The following is a 19,033-nucleotide window of genomic DNA, read 5'->3' on the forward strand; positions in this document are numbered from 1 at the left end:
TAAAGAAACTGCACCACACTTTTCTTGAATGATAAAGAATCTTCGTCTATTACAACAATAGAATTCTAACTTCTAAAGTTAGTAAACTGTCGTTATATACGATTTTAACTTTTTAGTTTATTCAATGTAATGTGGGTTAGTGATTTTCGATATTTTACTTCGGAAGGGATGAGAGAGATGAGTCATGCAGAATTGGAAGCATTGAGACAGAGAGCAGATGAGATTAATTTACAGATTTTAAAGCTGATTAATGAGCGTGGAAGACTAGTACAAGAAATTGGAAAAGCAAAGGAAGCACAAGGTGTTAATCGCTATGATCCTGTTCGTGAACGCAAAATGTTAAACAGCATTAAAGAATATAATGATGGTCCATTTTTAGATTCAACCTTGCAGCATATTTTTAAGGAAATTTTTAAAGCGGGCTTAGAATTGCAAGAAGATGACCACAGTAAGGCATTGCTTGTTTCCCGTAAGAAAAAGCCTGAGGATACAATTGTTGAAGTGAATGGTGTGAAAATTGGTGATGGCAGCCAATCATTTATTATTGGTCCTTGTGCGGTTGAAAGCTATGAGCAGGTTGCTGCTGTTGCTGAACAAGCGGTAAAACAAGGAATTAAAATTTTACGTGGCGGAGCCTTCAAACCACGTACAAGTCCATACGACTTCCAAGGCCTTGGTATTGAAGGTCTGAAAATTTTAAGAAAAGTTGGAGATGAGTACGGTTTAGCAATCATAAGTGAAATCGTAAATCCAGCTGATATCGAAGTTGCGTTAGATTATGTTGACATCATTCAAATTGGTGCCCGAAATATGCAGAACTTTGAACTATTAAAAGCTGCTGGAGCTGTTAGAAAGCCGGTTCTTCTAAAGCGCGGATTAGCGGCAACAATCGATGAGTTCGTAAATGCAGCTGAATACATTATCTCACAAGGAAATGACCAAATTATCCTTTGTGAGCGCGGTATTCGTACGTATGAGCGTGCAACTAGAAATACATTAGATATTTCTGCTGTACCTATTTTAAAACAAGAAACACACTTACCGGTATTTGTCGATGTTACACATTCAACAGGTAGAAGAGACTTATTAGTTCCAACAGCTAAGGCTGCTTTAGCTATTGGTGCAGATGGTGTAATGGCTGAAGTTCATCCTGATCCTGCTGTTGCCTTATCTGACTCAGCACAGCAAATGGACTTTGATCAATTTGACCAGTTTATAACCGAATTAAAACCTTTAGTGAAAGTAAACGTATAATTTATTTGATATCTACTTAAGGTTGGCTCACTGGATTTTCCTAAAAACTCATCTAAATGATGAAGGAGAATCTGGAAAATGGGTCAATCTTTTTATTTGTTTCTTTTTTTATAAATAAATGTTATATTTTATGGTAAAAATATTTCTATAACCTTTTTAAAGATAGGATTTATTCATTGAACTTTAAAAAGCGCTTGTGAAAAAATGAACAAAATGTGACAACAAAGCAAAAATCAAATGAAATTGATTGCAGACATTTTCAGAGTATCGTATGATAAGTTTACATAGTACGCGCTTAAATCTGGCTATTTGACAAGAGAAACAAATTTTCTACATATGATATAGCGAAATTTAAAGTGAAAATTTAAAATATACGTCTTGAAGTATTTGAAGGAGTGTTCATAATGACAAGTGTAACAATATATGATGTTGCCCGTGAGGCAAATGTATCGATGGCAACTGTTTCTCGAGTAGTAAACGGGAACCCAAATGTAAAGCCAACGACAAGAAAAAAAGTATTGGATGCCATTGAAAGATTAGGGTATCGTCCTAACGCAGTTGCAAGAGGATTAGCAAGTAAGAAAACAACAACTGTTGGGGTTATCATTCCCGATATTTCAAGTATCTTTTATTCAGAGCTTGCTCGAGGAATTGAAGATATTGCGACAATGTATAAATACAACATCATTCTAAGCAACTCAGACCAAAATAAAGACAAAGAGCTTCATTTGTTAAACACAATGCTCGGAAAACAGGTTGATGGTATTGTTTTCATGAGTGGAAATGTAACTGAAGAGCTTGTTGACCAATTTAAGCGTTCACCAGTTCCAATCGTGTTAGCTGCATCTGTTGATTTAACAGATACAACACCTTCTGTAAATATTAATTATGAACAAGCTGCATACGATGTGACATCAATGCTGATTGAAAAAGGCCATAAGAAGATCGCATATGTTGAAGGACCTGCTGAAGAGCCGGTAAATCGTTTGAAAAAGTCTGTAGGATATAGACGTGCACTGGAAGATGCTGGTATTGCTTTTGATGAGGCATTGGTAGTTGAAGGTGATTATACGTATGATTCAGGAATTGAAGCATTTGAAAAAATTGATGAGCTGAATGAAAAACCAACAGCCATTTTCGTAGGAACAGATGAAATGGCATTAGGTGTCATCCACGCTGCGCAAGACAGAAATTACTCAATCCCATCTGATTTTGAAATTGTTGGCTTTGATAATACTCGACTTGCGACTATGGTGCGTCCAACCCTTACAACAGTTGTTCAGCCAACATATGATATTGGCGCTGTTGCGATGAGATTACTTACAAAATACATGAACAAAGAAGAAGTCGATAATCATATCGTTGAGCTTCCACATCGAATTGAGTATAGACAATCAACGAAATAATCGAAGTGAAAAATGAGCGAACATTAGTCTGAACCATTATGTTATTCAGACTAATTGTTCAGCTCGTTTTTTATTTATTTTTCTCTTGGTTTTGCCGAAGCGAATATAGTGCTTTTGAAACCGTTAATGCATTTTTTTCTTCTATTTCCGGCTTGCGGGGAATTGGTTTATATAAGTCAACTGGGTCATACCATTCTTCAGGAAGCTGAATTGGTGCTTTTGCTTGCCATTTATCAATCCAGGACTTCGGCAGTTTTTTTGGTGCTTTCATGTTGATCATTTCCAGCCAAATCAAGCTCCATGCTCTAGGAACCACCCGCCAAATGTCATAGCCTCCGCCGCCAACTGCAATCCATCGTCCATTACAATATTTGTGAGCGATTTCATGTATCAGCCGCGGGATTTCATGGTAAATCGCCATTGATGCTGATAAATGTGTTAATGGGTCATAATAATGGGCATCTGTCCCATGTTGCGTGAGAATGACATCAGGCTTGAAAAATGCAGCAACCTCTGTGACAGATGTACGGTACGCATGAAGCCATGATTCATCCTCTGTAAAAGCGTCCAATGGAATATTAAATGAATAGCCATATCCTCTCCCGGAGCCTCGTTCTGTAATATTCCCGGTCCCTGGAAATAAATATCGTCCTGTTTCATGAATGGAGAGTGTGCAGACAGTTGGATCATCATAAAATGTCCACTGAACCCCATCACCGTGATGGGCATCAGTATCAATATATAACACTCTTGCCCCATATTTTTTTTGTAAAAACTTAATGGCTACAGAGCAATCATTATAAATGCAAAATCCTGATGCTTTTCCGCGAAAACCGTGATGCAGGCCGCCACCGAAGTTGGCAGCATGCTTTGCTTTCCCTTCCATTACATAATTGACTGCCGTTAAGGTTCCGCCGACCAAAAGGGAGCTTGCCTCATGCATATTGGGAAAAATGGGTGTATCCTCTGTTCCAATTCCATAATTAAGTGCTTCTTCTTCATCTAATTGTCCTTGTCCAGCTCGTTTAATTGATTGAATATATCTTTTATCATGAACAAGTGCTAATTCATCCTCTGAAGCGGTCCTGGGTGTTATGATATCTTTATCCTGTATAGCATTCATTTGTTTTAATAAGTCAAAGGTAAGTTCAACTCGTAACTGATTAAATGGATGATTTTGATGAAACTTATAAGCTTGATATTGAGGAGAATAGATAAAAACAGTATCATTTACTGACATTTGCTGTTCCCCGCAATTTTTTGCCATATAGCTTTAACTCCTTTAGCTTGTAAGTTAGTCATCATCATCGAAACGGTTGTTGACTTCATGTTAGTACGCCTCCTCAACATTAGCGAATGTCTCTTATTGCGATAGGTAATAGTTGATAGTTATTAGTACATAAATCGGTTTTGAAAGCGTAGACGATCGAATTGTTGAATAGATTTCGGTTTGACTCTTTTTCCGATTCTCGCCATTAAGCAATTGGCTGGATGTGAGCTGATTTCAGGATCATCAGTGGCATACCATTCCAAGCCGCCGGCATTCATCATTTTTTCCATTATTTTTCTGTATTCCCATACATTTAAGCCAGAACCCTTTAAATCCCAATGCCAATAATATTCAGTCGTAATGATGATGTAGTCTTCCATGGCATCATCCATCATGGAAACCTTTAGCAGATTTTTTCCTATCGAATAACCGCGGTATTTAGGTGCCACCTCTATGGCTCCTAATTCTATTAGCTCTTCCATATTTCCTTCAGACCATCGCTCTAATGGGTCTGGATACAGATAGGTAACATAGCCAACAATCACATCATGAACTCTTGCAATAATGATTCTACCTTCAGGCAGCCCCGCTATTTCAACTAATGCTTTATGTTGCTGTTTAGGCTGTCTAAATGCAACTAAGCCTTCATGAAAATCATAGCTAGCTAGTTTTTCTTGAGAGATCGGCCCCTCAATGAAAATACTTCCATTCTGTGTTTTGATTTCTTTAGCATTATATGTCTTAAGGTGTATCATTAGGTCACCGCCTTTATAAAGTAAGAAATATGTAGTAAATTTATCCCGATCTTCTCCATATCTGTTTAATATAATAATAGATCCATTGGAAGATAAACAATAGTAGGAAGGCCTATACCTTTATTATACTAGATTATTTATAAAATGAAGCGTTTACAATATGATTAAATTATATAAATTTCAAAAATTGAGAAAAATGAAGTATTGTAATATAATAGTGTTGTCAAGGACTTACATAAGGGGGAGTATATGATGAAATTGGAAGCGTTGCCATCTGTTAAGGGGAATTTTAATTTGCAAGATTATGATTCTGTCTATCATTCATTTGATTGGTCAGAGGTAGAAAAGAACTTTACTTGGTCTGAAACTGGCCGTGTGAACGCAGCCTATGAAGCTATTGATAAGCATGCAGAAACATTTCGGAAAAATAAAATCGCCCTCTATTATCGCGACCCAGAACGTGAAGAAAAATTTACGTTTAAAGAAATGAAGGAACTTTCAAATAAAGCGGCAAACGTGCTTAAAACAACTGCTGATGTTGAAAAGGGAGACCGCTTATTTGTTTTTATGCCTAGAACGCCTGAGTTGTATTTTGTCATTTTAGGTGCTGTCAAACTTGGGGCAATTGTTGGTCCTTTATTTGAAGCGTTTATGGAAGGTGCGGTAAAAGATCGTCTCTTGGACAGTGATGCAAAAGTTATTGTTACAACTCCTGAATTACTTGAAAGAATCCCTGTTAATGAATTACCTTCATTAAAGCATGTTGTTGTCGTCGGTGACTCTGTTGATACCTCACAGCATATTGACTTTTTCGCTGAAATGAAAACAGCAAGCAAGGAGCTTGAGATTGAATGGGTTGAGAAGACAGATGGATTGCTGTTGCACTATACATCTGGTTCAACTGGGAAACCGAAGGGAGTCTTGCATGTTCATCAGGCAATGGTTCAGCATTATCAAACTGCTCAATGGGTATTGGATTTACAGGAGGATGATGTATACTGGTGTACGGCTGACCCGGGCTGGGTAACCGGAACGGTCTATGGTATTTTCGGACCTTGGTTATCAGGTGCATCCAATGTGATCGTTGGCGGCCGCTTCAGTCCAGATCATTGGTATCAAACAATTGAGGATTTTGGTGTAACGGTATGGTATAGTGCACCAACAGCATTTAGAATGCTGATGGGTGCAGGGGATGAGCTTGTAAAACAATACGATACCAGCACCCTAAGACATGTTCTAAGTGTTGGCGAACCATTAAACCCTGAGGTTGTACGCTGGGGTGTGAAAGTATTTAATAAACGCATCCATGATACATGGTGGATGACTGAGACTGGTGCACAGCTTATTTGTAATTATCCATGTATGGAAATTAAACCAGGATCAATGGGAAAACCAATTCCTGGGGTGGAAGCAGCGATCGTTGATGATCAAGGTAATGAGCTGCCACCGTATCGAATGGGGAATTTAGCAATTAAAAAAGGCTGGCCATCAATGATGTACACTATTTGGAATAATCCGGAAAAATATGAATCATATTTTATGCCGGGGGATTGGTATGTATCAGGTGATTCAGCATATATGGATGAAGATGGGTACTTCTGGTTCCAAGGCAGAATTGATGATGTCATTATGACATCTGGTGAGCGTGTCGGTCCATTTGAAGTTGAGAGTAAGCTTATCGAACATCCTGCAATCGCAGAAGCCGGGGTTATTGGTAAGCCTGATCCGGTAAGGGGAGAAATCATCAAAGCCTTTGTTGCTCTTCGTGAAGGATATGAGGCAACTGATGAGTTAAAAGAGGAAATTCGAACATTTGTGAAAAAAGGGTTAGCAGCTCATGCTGCACCACGTGAAATTGAGTTCCGTGATAAGCTTCCTAAAACAAGAAGCGGAAAAATTATGCGCCGTGTCTTAAAGGCATGGGAGCTTGACTTGCCGACAGGTGACCTTTCAACAATGGAAGATTGATATAATAGTAGTATAAATCAAAGGCCAAAGATGATTCACACCGTGAAAATCTTTGGCCTTTGATTATTTGGGGGGGCAATTATAGATTGACTCAGTGGTTTGAAGGGCTGGTAAAGATCGTTTTATCTATACAATGGGGCTGTCCGAAAAGTAACTTCAACCCAATCTTGAAAAAAAGAAAACCCAAGAATGCTGTCATATATCAACATTCTTGGGTTTTGAATTTTGAGTTATATTACACTAAAATGGACTTTTTAGACAGCCACATTGTGTATTACTAAGTCGCACTTGGCGGCTTATTATCAGTAGAAGCAGGTTTTGTAACAGGCGTTTCTTTTTTTGGTGGTGGAGCAGGTGGTTTGTTTTCTTTTGTTTCTTTATTAGCAGCACCTGTTGTTGCTGGTGGTACAGAAACAGGTTTTTTCTCTGCATATGCCCCAATTTTGATAATGTTTGATGGTGCTGATTCGCGGCCTGCTACATCGACTGCTACAACATAATAAGCTGCTGGTGATTGACCGACTGAGACAGCCAAGGAACTAGAGCCTGGAACACTAGCGATTTTTTTATAACTTGTAGAGTAATTTGCTGCTGCATATACACGATAGCCAATAACATCATTGTCAGGGTTAGCCTTCCAGCTTAGTTTCGTACCGCTGGCAGAAATCCCGCTTACCTTTGTTGGAGATGATCCATTATCAGCAATTTCATTTCCTTCGGTTATCACAAGGTTTCCTAATTTCGATGAATTAGGTAATAATCGTTGTAAGTCACTGACACTTGATATACCATGCTTCTTAAGAATTTCTTTCTTCAGCATAACACCTTGCTGAACAAATTCTGCCGGTGCTGATGAAGGGACCTTATATGCTCGATCTTTTACAACGACATACTTCCCGCTTGTCAAGCTATCATCAACTGTTCTCGGAACATATTTAGCATTAAAGAGGTCTGATGCAACTAAGCCGGCCTTTTGGCAAAGATCTGACGGCAGTTCACCTGTTAATGTACAATATGATCTTGAAACTATACCGTCCGGTCTTTGGAAACGAGTTTTTGGTGCAATCAGTTCTGGGTTCGCTTCATAAGCAGCATTCATTAATTTAGCCCATAATAAGATGTTCCGCTTACTGTAAGACATCCCCTTATAATTTTGCTCCAGCGGCTTTGGTGTATCATACCCAATCCATGTTCCAAATGTTACATTCGGATTTGTGGCAACGAACCATGCGTCTTGATAATCTTGACCAGTACCGGTTTTTCCTGCCCAGTCCGCACTGAATGATAGATAGCCATTTAAGGAAGCGGCTGTTCCGCTGCTAATGACATCACGCATCATATCGAGCGTTAAATATGCTGTTTGCGCGGAAAATACATCTGCTTCTGTTTTCTCGTGCTGATAGATAACGTTTCCGTCACTTGTTTCGATCTTTTCAATCATATAAGCATCAATAAACTTCCCTTTATTGGCGAAGGTTGTGTAAGCATTAACGTTTTCTTCAACCGTCACACCGATTGTCATTCCACCAAGACTCAAGGATGCGGCGCTATAATCTTTTTCGTGAAGAGTTGTAAAACCCATTTTTTCTAAATATGATAGCGGCTTTTGATCCATAATTGATAAGTATGTTTTAACAGCTGGAATGTTATAGGAATGCTTTAAGGCTGTCCTAGCACTTGTTAATCCATGGTAGCCGCCGCCGTAGTTTTGCGGTCTCCATGATCCTAATGAAAATGGAACATCTGCAATTACTGATCCGGGTTGTGATTTTCCTAATTCCATTGCAGGTGCATAGACAAGAAGTGGTTTCATTGTAGAACCATTAGGTCGTTCAGCACGTGTGGCATGATTTAGGTTTTCCCGGTTAAAATCACGTCCTCCTACGAAGCTGATAATCTTTCCGGTGATATTTTCAATCAAAACTCCACCAGTTTCGACTGGTTCTTGGACCACTTTCGTTTCTCCTGTATCAGGATCTTTAATCGTTTCAGGCTTGGCACTGCCATAATATTTATAATTTGCCACAACTTTTTGCATCTTGTCGTATATGTTTTTATTGATTGTTGTGTGAATTCGGTATCCTTTATGTCGAATCCCTTGATCTGCTAATGCATAATATTGTTTTCTTAACCCTTCATCCTTACTCAGGTCATCCTCTGTATACCCATCCTTCTTCGCAAGCTGTACCATGATAATTTCCTTTGCACGAGCTTCAACTTCATATGTTAAAAAAGGATATTGATCAATTGCAGAAGGTTTTTTAGGTGTTAGATTGGCTCGTATGTCATAGGCCAAAGCATCCTCATATTCAGCCTTTGTAATATACCCACCGGCATACATCCGCTTTAAAACAGTTTTCATTCGGTTAATACCTGGATCGAGGTTATCCTTCACAGTACCGCCATCATTTGAGAATGGCGTATAGCCGAACGGACTTTGCGGCAAGCCAGCAATAAATGCTGATTGAGGAATATTTAAATCCTTCGCATCAACACCAAAAATACCTTTTGCTGCTGCTTGGACTCCCGCAATATTTCGTCCGTTTGAATTACGTCCAAAATCTGTTACATTTAAATAAGCTTCAATAATTTCCTCTTTTTCAAAGAATTTTTCTAGACGTAATGCAAGGAGAATTTCTTTTGCTTTTCTGTCAAAAGATACTTCATTTGTTAAAATTTGATTTTTGATTAACTGCTGTGTAAGGGTGCTGCCGCCTGTTTGAACTTGTGCATTTGTAAACTCCTGAAACAGAGCTCGCATGATTGCTTTTGGTACAACACCATCATGCTCATAAAAAAGTTCGTCCTCTGTGGCAATGACAGCATCAACCAAATGTTGTGATACATCTTCTAATTTTACTTCTTCACGATCAATGTCTGCTCTTAATTTCCCAAGATAGACATTGTTTGCGAAATAAATCTGTGATGTTTCTTCATAATTGTATATATCGTTTTTCAATGCTTCATACGAACGAATCGGTTCATCCTTTACTAATGAAGCAAAATATCCAGCACCAACACCCCCGGCAAAGCAAACACCAATGAGCCCAATCACAAGGAATAATAAGAAAAGATTTCCGATAACGTTATAAGATATCCGAAAGTTTCTTGCTAAATCTTTGTTCGTGAAAGGTGAGAAGCGCCTAAGTATTTCATCCTTTTTTTTCATTATGCAATCCCCCCCAAATCTTAAATATTATACCATAAGAAAACGCAAATTTTGTATGGTTTTGTCAAAAGGGATGGTCAAGGGCTCTGCTATGCCAAGAAGATATGGATTTTTTTGTCGATGATTTATTCCCGGTATTGACTTTCGGCCTAGATTATGGGTAAAATGCATGTAGTTAATTCAATATAAGAAATGGCTAAGATTGGTTTTAGTAGTGGAGATCTCCCTGTTATAGAGAGCTGATGGTTGGTGGAAATCAGCATATAGATTGTCCATGAATTACGTCCATGAGCTTCTTTTTTGAAAGGGAATCCCGAGTAGAAAAAGACGGTTTAACCGTTAAATGACCGAGTGAGGATCTAGTAATGACACAGTCCTAAGTAGGGTGGTACCGCGAAACTTTCGCCCCTTCATTAATGAAGGGGCTTTTTGGCGTCCGTTCTAACAATAAAGGGTTGTAGACAAGAATATAATAAGTAAAGGAGAACCAAATAATGAGTGAATTATTAAATGATTTACAATTTAGAGGCTTGATCAACCAGGTAACAGATGAAGAGGGTCTTGCCAAATCATTAGAAGAAGGGAAACTAAAGCTTTACTCCGGCTTTGACCCAACCGCAGATAGCCTTCATATTGGACATTTACTTCCTGTTTTAACGCTAAGACGATTTCAACAGCATGGTCATCATCCAATCGCACTTGTCGGCGGTGCTACGGGATTGATTGGCGATCCAAGTGGAAAGAAAGCTGAGCGTACATTGAATACCGCTGATATTGTAAAGGAATGGTCAGATCGAATTAAAGGACAATTATCAAGATTCCTTGATTTCGAGGCAGAGTTAAATCCAGCTATTATTGTAAATAACTATGATTGGATTGGCAGTCTTGATGTTATTTCATTCTTACGAGATGTCGGGAAAAACTTTGGCATTAATTACATGCTTGCAAAAGATTCTGTTCAGACACGAATTGAATCAGGTATTTCCTTTACAGAATTTAGCTACATGATTTTACAATCGTTTGATTTCTTAAAGCTATACCAAAACAATGACTGTAAGTTGCAAATTGGCGGAAGTGACCAGTGGGGAAATATTACTGCTGGATTGGAGCTAATCCGTAAATCAGAGGAAAATGCGAAGGCATTTGGATTAACAATCCCTTTAGTAACAAAGGCTGATGGTACAAAATTTGGTAAAACAGAAGGCGGAGCGATTTGGTTGGATCGTGAAAAAACATCGCCATATGAGTTTTACCAATTTTGGATTAATACAGATGACCGTGATGTGGTAAAATACTTAAAATACTTTACATTCCTTTCAAAACAAGAAATTGAGGAATTTGAACAAGAAGTAAAAAATGCACCAGAAAAACGCCTTGCGCAAAAAGCGCTAGCTGAAGAAGTAACCAAACTTGTCCATGGCGAAGAGGCATTAGAACAAGCCATTAAGATTTCTGCCGCATTATTCAGCGGGGATATTAAACAATTAACAGGCAATGAAATTTTAGAAGGATTTAAGGATGTACCATCTACAAACATTGAAGAAAAAGAAATTGGTTTGGTTGACCTACTGATCAAAGCGAAAATTTCACCTTCAAAGCGTCAAGCGCGAGAAGATATTACAAATGGTGCTATCTATATTAATGGTGAGCGAATTCAAGATCTGGCAAAGATTCTTTCAGAGGAAGATAAAATTGATGGACAGTATACTGTCATCCGCAGAGGGAAGAAAAAGTATTTTCTCATTCGATATGTATAATGATCGTATTAAATAAAATGGAGGCTGTCTCAGGTAGGGACAGCTCTTTTTTCGAAAGGTAAAATTTTAACCTAGTTTTTGTGTCTAGCTCCTGCATCTCGCCCCTTTAGGGTCTAACCACTCAGAACGCCTTCTAATTATGAGCGTCTTATTTGCCTAAGCTGAGCAAGGCGCTTGTTCTTTTCTTAATAAAAAAATCCTGACCAAATGGCCAGGATTTTTTTATTAACGAGAGTAGAACTCAACGATAAGAGCTTCGTTAATTTCAGCAGGTAATTCAGAACGTTCAGGTAAACGAGTGAATGTACCTTCTAATTTGTCTGCGTCGAATGTTAGGTAATCAGGTACGAAGTTGTTTACTTCGATTGCTTCCTTAACGATGTCAAGGTTGCGGGATTTTTCACGTAAAGTGATTGTTTGACCAGGTTTTACTTGGTAAGATGGGATATCTACACGTCCGCCATCTACAAGAATATGACCATGGTTAACGATTTGACGTGCTTGACGGCGAGTACGAGCTAAACCTAAACGGTAAACAACGTTGTCAAGGCGTGATTCAAGAAGAATCATGAAGTTTTCACCATGTTTACCAGCTAATTTGCCAGCTTTATCGAATAGGTTACGGAATTGGCGCTCATTTACACCATACATATGACGAAGCTTTTGCTTCTCTTGTAATTGTAAACCATATTCAGAGATTTTTTTGCGCTGTCCTGGACCGTGTTGTCCTGGAGCATATGGACGCTTTTCTAATTCCTTACCTGTACCGCTTAAAGAAATACCTAAACGACGAGAGAGTTTCCAGCTTGAGCCTGTATAACGAGCCATGCTAACTCCTCCTTTATGTTTTTATTTTGCATAAAATAAAAACCAGACTGACTGCACAATTTTGCACATTTTGTTTTCATGTATCCTCGCTCCAGCAGCATAGAGTTACTCGATACACCTCCTTGATGAAAAGGGGAACAAAATGAAATCAAGATTGCTTCATCAATAGGCTGCATATTTTATACACAACGAACATTATATGATCTTCCATGTATAAAGTCAAGAGCCTTTACATAAAGGGATAAAAGTATTAAATATTTATGGCTTTTTACAAACTAATTTTTGGAAAATGGGAAGTATGGAGGATGAAAAACTTTCCAACTTTATACAAATATATGAGCGGATTTTATGATATAATGAAATGGAAATTCTTTTATTTATAGTAAATAAGTCACGTTTTTGTGGCTTGATAGTGTGGGTGAGATATATGGGTGATTATGATCAAATTGTTGTAATGTCAATAAAAAGTGCATTTTTTGAATATGTAAGTAACAATCACCAACAGTATTCAGTAAATGAAATAATCGAAAAGTTAACATTTGTTATGAAAAAGGAACTATCTGTAGAACAAGCTGTATTCCTTCCGATACATGATATGTTAACTTACGTATCACCATATATGAAATCAAACTATGGTCCGATTCACTTTATACCACACGATTTTATTGAGGGCGAATGTTATGTTAATGGAGAGCAAGTTTTCATTCCAGTATTTCATGATAATGTGCTGCATGGTTTAATAGAGTTGAATGAATTAGAAGCTAATCATTATTCTGACAAGGTATTGGACGAAATAGCAAAAGCCTGTTCATCCTTCTATAGCCATTGTTTTAATTCGGTTCAAAGGACACGAAATGAACATAAATTTGAGCAGTTGTATCATTTAACTGATAAATTGCACTCTATTATGAATAAAGAAGATGTCCTTACGGAATTGATGACGATTTTACAAAAAAAGTTTTATGGATATCATTTCCATTTATTTTTATCACAGGATCATGAGAACCTTCGAAATATACCGATCAAAAACTTGGATTTTGACCATCAAACAGGTAATGAGCTGGCGATGGAGGCTTATGTCACAGGGAATGCACAGCTGATAAAGAAGAAAAAAAAGAATCAAACAAAGCTCTATACCCCATTAATCGGGAAACAAGGCGTATATGGTGTATTGCAAGTTATTGCAAATGAGAGCCTGGAGCTTGGGGATCATAATGAAAGTTTTATCACAATGCTAGCCAATGCAGCTGGTAAAGCGTTGGAAAATGCTCAATTGTATGAGCAATCCAAACGATTAATAAAAGACTTACAGCTGATTAATGAAACAACTCATCGTTTAAATAAGAATTTAAGGTTAGCAGATACAATGAATTATATGGTACAAAGTATTATGAATTCATTTGATGCCGATGAAGTTGGTTTTTTCTATCTTGCTCCCAATCATTCTGTCCACATTTTTCCCGGAAGTACGAGCTTTTTTCATAAAGACGAGGCTAAGGTTTATATTGAGTATGTTCAAGGAAAAATCGAAAAGGATTTGGAAGGATTATTCATCGGTGATATTACAAACTTCTTAAAAAATGCTTCATTTTCTTCGGTTATGGCTGTACCGATGGTTCAGAGCGAGAATTTTAAAGGATGTGCTCTAGTTCTTCATAAAACTCCTTATCATTTTTCGTTTGATATGTTTAAATTGCTGCAATCACTTATTCATCATTCAACTCTTGCACTGACAAATTCCTTGTTAAGAGAAGAATTGGAAACATTAGTTAAAACAGATCATTTGACCCAACTGTATTCACGTAAGTACTTTACTAGTTTTATTGAGAATTCTATGAAAATGGATCGTCAAGGAACGTTTGTTTTAATTGATATTGATAATTTTAAAATGATTAATGATACGTTTGGTCACCAAATTGGTGACGATATCCTTGTCCAAGTTGCCAATATCATAAAAAGTAATATACGCGAGAACGATATTGGCGCGAGATGGGGTGGTGAAGAACTTGCAATCTATCTTCCGCAAGTAGATTTGCATGTAGGAATAACGGTTGCGGACAGAATAGTGAAACGGGTAAAAGAGAATACAAATCCGACAATCACCATATCCTGCGGGGTATCTTATTGGAATACTGTGATGAAGGAAAGCTTTAAACAGCTTTTTAGCCGAGCAGATAAGGCATTGTACATGGCAAAAAATGAAGGGAAAAATCAAGTTATGGTACAGGTATGAAAAAAAAGTGAGCGGGCTGCTCACTTTTTTTGTTTCTAAATATAGTTAACTAAAGTCCTAACAAATTCCTCTAACGAAGCTTCGTCAACTTCATCAAATCGATTTTTGTTTGGACTATCAATGTCTAAAACGCCGATTAGTTCATTATTCTTTATAAGTGGAACAACAATTTCTGAATTGGAAGCAGCATCACAGGCGATATGGCCAGGAAATTGGTGAACATCGGCAACGCGTTCTGTTTTCTTGTTTACTGCTGCTGTACCGCATACACCTTTTCCTAATGGAATGCGCACACAAGCTGGCAATCCCTGAAAAGGTCCTAGTACAAGCTGATCTTCTTTTAAAAGATAAAAGCCTACCCAGTTTATATCATCTAAAAATTGATTTAATAATGCTGATGCATTCGATAAGTTTGCGATCAGGTCATCTTCACCGTCTAAAAGAGCTTTCAGCTGTTTAATCATTAATTGATATTGTTTTTCTTTACTGCCTGTATATTTTTCGACATGAAACATCGTCATTACCTACCTTTAGCTAAGAATTAACAAAGTCATCAGAACTTTGTCGAGCGAATGATAAAGGAATCTAGCGCTATTAATGGAATGTATAGTTATATGAGAACGGAGGTGATCCTAATGACAAAACAACCATCACGTGATACGAAGCAAAAGATTCTTAATGCAGCGATTTATTTATTTAATTCAAAAGGCTTTACAGGTACGTCTGTGAGGGAAATTGCCAATCGCGCAAATGTCAATGTTGCTCATATTTCCTATTATTTTAAAGGGAAGGGCGGTTTACTCGAATACCTTGTCTCTCAATATTATGAGGAGTATATTCGAGTAATTGAAGATAATTATGCCCATTTAAAATACGGAAATGCCCACATCGTCTTAAGTAAAACTATTTTAGATATATTAAATTATCAACACGAGAACCGTCAACTTTCAAGACTTGTATACCGTGAAGTGACAGTGGATTCTGTCCTTATTCGTGAAGTAATGACGACCTATTTAACGAAGGAAAAATATTACATCAAGGCTGTCATTGAACAAGGGATAGAGGAAGGATCTATTCGAAAAGGTTTTGTACCACATATGATTATCCAATTACGAAGCCTTTTGCATATGCCATATTTGCAGCCGCAATATATGAGTGAGGTTCTTCATATCCAACCGCACGAAGCCTATTTTGTTCATCAATATTATAAAGAATTAAAAATTTGGCTTAACTCATTGCTGGCAGAGAATCTAACTCTGGAAGGAAATTTAGCTGCCGTTCGTTAATTGATCATAATGCGAGTAATTCTTCCCAACATCCCTTGCACTGTGGGCATCTGAGCCATAGATAAGAGGGATTTTTTGTTTTTGTGCGAATTTAGCAATTGCTTCTCCTGGATACGTTTCCCCGCAAAATTCTTTTCTTAATCCAGCAACATTAAAATCAATCTCTAATCCATGATCCTTTATCGCTTGAAGCACCTTTGAAATAATAGATTCAGTCGGGAATGTAATCGGATAAAGCTTTTGGAACTTATGAACCAATGTTAGATGCCCAATGCGCTTAGGTTTATAGGGACCAAGATCACTTTTTATCGAATGTAATACCTCCTGATAATAGGCATAATGAAGATCTTGTAAGGAACCGGCAAATTCAACCATTTTACCAAATATCTTCTCGTCAAAATCCATACAGAAATATGTATCTTTCAGCTTTAAGAAATGAACAGAAAGAATGCTATCATCGAGAAATTTACCGTATTGATTTAGAAACCGTTTTGTTTCGTGTTCATATTCCTTGATATAATCTACTTCTAACCCGATGTTGATCTTGATATGGTTTCGATACTTTTCTTTTAAAATTTTTAGATCTGAAAGATAAGAATCGATATCTTCTAATTTCATGGCACTGTCTTCATCAGGCGTAGGGTCTTTAAATTTGATTGGAAGTGGCGCATGCTCTGTGAAGGTTAAACAATCAAACCCTTCTTTTATTGCCTGCTCGATATATTCTTCTAGTCGATCAGCTGTCCCATGCGGACAATAGGGAGAATGAACATGTCCATCTTTTTTCATCTTCGTCATCATCCTTTCATAACAAATGGTTTAAAAATGAATATTGAAACCGTTTATTGCTTGATTATTAGTTAAATCCTTGCTTACGTGGCTAACTTGACAATCGAGTACAAATAATGTAAAAAAATTAAAATTTCTGGTCAAAAAATGTCGTTTACATGGTATCATAAATACATTGAAATAACATTAAAAATGTGATGCTTAAATGATAGGGACCTTTTTCAGTAGAAAAAGATGTTGAAGGTATTTTCTTTTTTTATTTGAAATTCAAACGTTATGAAATATGAATGTTTCATTTATACATAGATTTACGAAAAACGCTTATCAGCATGATGTTGTAAAACTTTCATCAGTGGGGAGTTTTTTTCCTGTCATGAGGATTTTGTGTAACAACGAGGGGGCTCATTATGGAAGTTATTATTGGATTAATTCTTTTAGTATGTATTCTCTTTGGGACAGGATACATGTTTAGAAGAAAAATTTATAAAGATGTTGATCGCTTAGAAGCATGGAAAATTGAAATCATGAATCGGTCTATAGTAGATGAATTATCTAAGGTGAAGGAATTAAAAATGGTCGGGCAGGCAGAAAAGCTGTTTGAGCAATGGAGAAGTGAATGGGATGAAATCGTTACTACGCAGCTTCCAGAAGTAGAGGAACTTCTTTTTGATGCTGAGGATTTATCTGATAAATATCGTTTTACGAAAGCTAAAAATGTTCTTCAGCATATTGAAACAGTACTAAAAACAATTGATGAAAATATCGATAAAATCATTGAAGAAATAAATGAGTTAGTCTTCAGTGAGGAAAAAAACAAGATTGAAAGTGAAGAAATCAAACAGCAATATAAAAAAATAAAAAAGACATTAATTGCTCACAGCCACCAATTTGGCAAGGCACATGTTAAATTAGAGGAGAAATTAACAGAAATCTCCGAGGAGTTAAAGAAGTTTGATTCGGAAACGAATGAAGGAAATTATTTATCTGCCAGGGATATTTTAGTGAAGCTAAAGCAAGAGCTTGACCTTCTCCAAGAAAAAATAAATGAAATCCCTAAGCTTTTAACCGAATGTAATATAACATTGCCTAATCTGTTAAGCGAATTAGCAGAAGGCTATAAGGAAATGAAAGCCAATGGCTATTATCTTGAACATATTCAGGTAGAAGCAGAGCTTGAAAAATTTAATAAACAATTGGAGTTATACCGGAAACAAATAGAAGATACAGACATTGAGGATATTGGAGAAAGTCTTCAAGCAACACAAGAATCAATCGATACCATTTATGATCTATTAGAAAATGAAGTAGAAGCCCATCATTTTGTAAAACAAACTAAAGATTCAATAAACCGTAAATTAATTGATTTTGCGGAACAAAAAGCAGCAACGATAGAAGAGACTGACCTTGTTAAGCAAAGCTATCAATTGTCTGAAACAGAGCTTGATAAGCAAAAGCTAATTGAAAAACAGCTTTCGCAAATTGAAAAGAAATTCACACATATTGAGCAAAATTTACAAACTGACCATGTTGCTCATTCAATTATCAAGGAAGAGTTGCAAGAAATAGAAACACAAATTAATAAGCTGTTTGAAGATCATAATGAATATAGGGAAATGCTTCAAATGTTAAGAAAGGATGAGCTTCAAGCACGTGAAAAATTGAATCATCTGAAAAAAGTGTTGCTTGAATCTAGCAGGGCAGTTCACCATAGCAACATACCTGGATTACCTGCTGATTTTGTTGAATTAATTGAAAAAGCTAAAAAAGAGGTTTCTAAGGTAACTGTAAAATTGGATGAACTTCCGTTAAATATGCTTGTTGTAAATCAATTGTTGGAAGAAGCGGTCCAATCCGTTGAAACGTTAAAGCATGTTGCGAATGAATTGATTGAACAGGTTTATCTGGTTGAACAAGTGATTCAATATGGCAATCGATATCGTAATCAAAATCCTGAGGTTGCAGCAAAATTTTTAGAGGCAGAAAAGCTCTTTAGAAAATATGAATACAACCAATCATTAGAAACGGCAGCCGCAGCTCTTGAGCAAGTTGAACCTGGCTCTTTACAAAAAATACAAAAAATGATTGATGAGGAAAAACGCAGTTAAGTTTTAAAAGACAGGGATGACTAATTGAAATGTACTATGATGAAGGCAATTAGGACTGCTTACATAGTCATTTCATTCGGCATTCCTGTTTTTTGTTTAGAGATAAAGCATAACTTAGCACTTAGTCTTGGTGTCTAGCTCTAGGCCTAGCTCTATATTTTTATTTCTGTTTTTGATATGGTATTATTACAACCTAAATATAAAAGATAACAA

General features: G+C 37.0%; 13 protein-coding genes and 1 other annotated feature. Of the genes, 7 read left to right on the forward strand and 6 right to left on the reverse strand.

Annotated elements, in window-relative coordinates:
* The first annotated feature begins 177 nt into the window (after positions 1 to 177).
* Positions 178 to 1,254 (forward strand): bifunctional 3-deoxy-7-phosphoheptulonate synthase/chorismate mutase, encoded by a 1,077-nt coding sequence (locus tag Q1B07_RS10930; protein ID WP_299089208.1) that lies wholly within the window; start codon positions 178 to 180, stop codon positions 1,252 to 1,254.
* Between the two features lie 404 nt (positions 1,255 to 1,658).
* Complete coding sequence (gene ccpA, locus Q1B07_RS10935; protein WP_299089207.1) at positions 1,659 to 2,660, forward strand: catabolite control protein A; 1,002 nt, start codon at positions 1,659 to 1,661, stop codon at positions 2,658 to 2,660.
* 70 nt (positions 2,661 to 2,730) lie between these two features.
* Here ccpA and Q1B07_RS10940 read toward each other — a convergent pair whose 3' ends face one another.
* Positions 2,731 to 3,900: an acetoin utilization protein AcuC gene (locus Q1B07_RS10940; RefSeq protein WP_299089319.1), complete on the reverse strand. Its 1,170-nt coding sequence runs from the start codon at positions 3,898 to 3,900 to the stop codon at positions 2,731 to 2,733.
* Positions 3,901 to 4,052: 152 nt separating this feature from the next.
* Positions 4,053 to 4,685 (reverse strand): GNAT family N-acetyltransferase, encoded by a 633-nt coding sequence (locus Q1B07_RS10945; RefSeq protein ID WP_299089205.1) that lies wholly within the window; start codon positions 4,683 to 4,685, stop codon positions 4,053 to 4,055.
* A gap of 252 nt (positions 4,686 to 4,937) precedes the next feature.
* Between Q1B07_RS10945 and acsA the strand changes: the two genes are divergently transcribed.
* Entirely contained in the window at positions 4,938 to 6,653 is a 1,716-nt protein-coding gene (gene acsA, locus Q1B07_RS10950; protein WP_299089204.1) for an acetate--CoA ligase, read from the forward strand.
* 277 nt (positions 6,654 to 6,930) lie between these two features.
* On the opposite strand, the gene Q1B07_RS10955 is transcribed toward acsA, so the two are convergent.
* Complete coding sequence (locus Q1B07_RS10955) at positions 6,931 to 9,822, reverse strand: transglycosylase domain-containing protein (protein WP_299089203.1); 2,892 nt, start codon at positions 9,820 to 9,822, stop codon at positions 6,931 to 6,933.
* Between the two features lie 189 nt (positions 9,823 to 10,011).
* Positions 10,012 to 10,235: a binding site (T-box leader), on the forward strand.
* An 81-nt stretch (positions 10,236 to 10,316) separates the two neighbouring features.
* Here Q1B07_RS10955 and tyrS point away from each other — a divergent pair.
* A complete protein-coding gene (tyrS, locus tag Q1B07_RS10960) occupies positions 10,317 to 11,579 on the forward strand; it encodes a tyrosine--tRNA ligase (protein ID WP_299089201.1) in 1,263 nt (420 codons plus the stop codon).
* A gap of 225 nt (positions 11,580 to 11,804) precedes the next feature.
* Here tyrS and rpsD read toward each other — a convergent pair whose 3' ends face one another.
* The gene (rpsD, locus tag Q1B07_RS10965) at positions 11,805 to 12,407 is read right to left on the reverse strand and encodes a 30S ribosomal protein S4 (RefSeq protein ID WP_299089200.1); all 603 of its coding nucleotides are present in this window, start codon (positions 12,405 to 12,407) and stop codon (positions 11,805 to 11,807) included.
* 427 nt (positions 12,408 to 12,834) lie between these two features.
* On the opposite strand from rpsD, the gene Q1B07_RS10970 reads away from it, so the two are divergent.
* Positions 12,835 to 14,640, forward strand: coding sequence for a diguanylate cyclase (locus Q1B07_RS10970; protein ID WP_299089199.1), 1,806 nt, complete (start codon positions 12,835 to 12,837; stop codon positions 14,638 to 14,640).
* Positions 14,641 to 14,675: 35 nt separating this feature from the next.
* Here Q1B07_RS10970 and Q1B07_RS10975 read toward each other — a convergent pair whose 3' ends face one another.
* Positions 14,676 to 15,155 carry a GAF domain-containing protein gene (locus tag Q1B07_RS10975; protein WP_299089197.1) on the reverse strand — a complete coding sequence of 160 codons (480 nt, stop codon included), beginning with the start codon at positions 15,153 to 15,155 and terminating at the stop codon, positions 14,676 to 14,678.
* A gap of 120 nt (positions 15,156 to 15,275) precedes the next feature.
* Here Q1B07_RS10975 and refZ point away from each other — a divergent pair, with 120 nt between their 5' ends.
* On the forward strand, positions 15,276 to 15,926 hold the full coding sequence (gene refZ, locus Q1B07_RS10980; RefSeq protein WP_299089195.1) for a forespore capture DNA-binding protein RefZ: 651 nt from the start codon (positions 15,276 to 15,278) through the stop codon (positions 15,924 to 15,926).
* Here the strand turns inward: refZ and hisJ are convergent.
* Positions 15,909 to 16,715 carry a histidinol-phosphatase HisJ gene (gene hisJ / locus Q1B07_RS10985; RefSeq protein WP_299089193.1) on the reverse strand — a complete coding sequence of 269 codons (807 nt, stop codon included), beginning with the start codon at positions 16,713 to 16,715 and terminating at the stop codon, positions 15,909 to 15,911. The two genes, refZ and hisJ, sit on opposite strands and share 18 nt — an antisense overlap.
* A 407-nt stretch (positions 16,716 to 17,122) precedes the next feature.
* Here hisJ and ezrA point away from each other — a divergent pair, with 407 nt between their 5' ends.
* A complete protein-coding gene (gene ezrA / locus Q1B07_RS10990; RefSeq protein WP_299089191.1) occupies positions 17,123 to 18,820 on the forward strand; it encodes a septation ring formation regulator EzrA in 1,698 nt (565 codons plus the stop codon).
* Positions 18,821 to 19,033 lie beyond the last annotated feature (213 nt).

It is taken from the genome of uncultured Metabacillus sp., assembly GCF_947503125.1.
Classification (GTDB): Bacteria; Bacillota; Bacilli; order Bacillales; family Bacillaceae; genus Metabacillus.

Bases quoted from the DNA above. Each gene is read 5' to 3' on its own strand.
- Q1B07_RS10930 (WP_299089208.1), top strand. From the start codon at position 178: ATGAGTCATGCAGAATTGGAAGCATTGAGACAGAGAGCAGATGAGATT.
- ccpA (WP_299089207.1), top strand. From the start codon at position 1,659: ATGACAAGTGTAACAATATATGATGTTGCCCGTGAGGCAAATGTATCG.
- Q1B07_RS10940 (WP_299089319.1), bottom strand. From the start codon at position 3,900: ATGTCAGTAAATGATACTGTTTTTATCTATTCTCCTCAATATCAAGCT.
- Q1B07_RS10945 (WP_299089205.1), bottom strand. From the start codon at position 4,685: ATGATACACCTTAAGACATATAATGCTAAAGAAATCAAAACACAGAAT.
- acsA (WP_299089204.1), top strand. From the start codon at position 4,938: ATGAAATTGGAAGCGTTGCCATCTGTTAAGGGGAATTTTAATTTGCAA.
- Q1B07_RS10955 (WP_299089203.1), bottom strand. From the start codon at position 9,822: ATGAAAAAAAAGGATGAAATACTTAGGCGCTTCTCACCTTTCACGAAC.
- tyrS (WP_299089201.1), top strand. From the start codon at position 10,317: ATGAGTGAATTATTAAATGATTTACAATTTAGAGGCTTGATCAACCAG.
- rpsD (WP_299089200.1), bottom strand. From the start codon at position 12,407: ATGGCTCGTTATACAGGCTCAAGCTGGAAACTCTCTCGTCGTTTAGGT.
- Q1B07_RS10970 (WP_299089199.1), top strand. From the start codon at position 12,835: ATGGGTGATTATGATCAAATTGTTGTAATGTCAATAAAAAGTGCATTT.
- Q1B07_RS10975 (WP_299089197.1), bottom strand. From the start codon at position 15,155: ATGTTTCATGTCGAAAAATATACAGGCAGTAAAGAAAAACAATATCAA.
- refZ (WP_299089195.1), top strand. From the start codon at position 15,276: ATGACAAAACAACCATCACGTGATACGAAGCAAAAGATTCTTAATGCA.
- hisJ (WP_299089193.1), bottom strand. From the start codon at position 16,715: ATGAAAAAAGATGGACATGTTCATTCTCCCTATTGTCCGCATGGGACA.
- ezrA (WP_299089191.1), top strand. From the start codon at position 17,123: ATGGAAGTTATTATTGGATTAATTCTTTTAGTATGTATTCTCTTTGGG.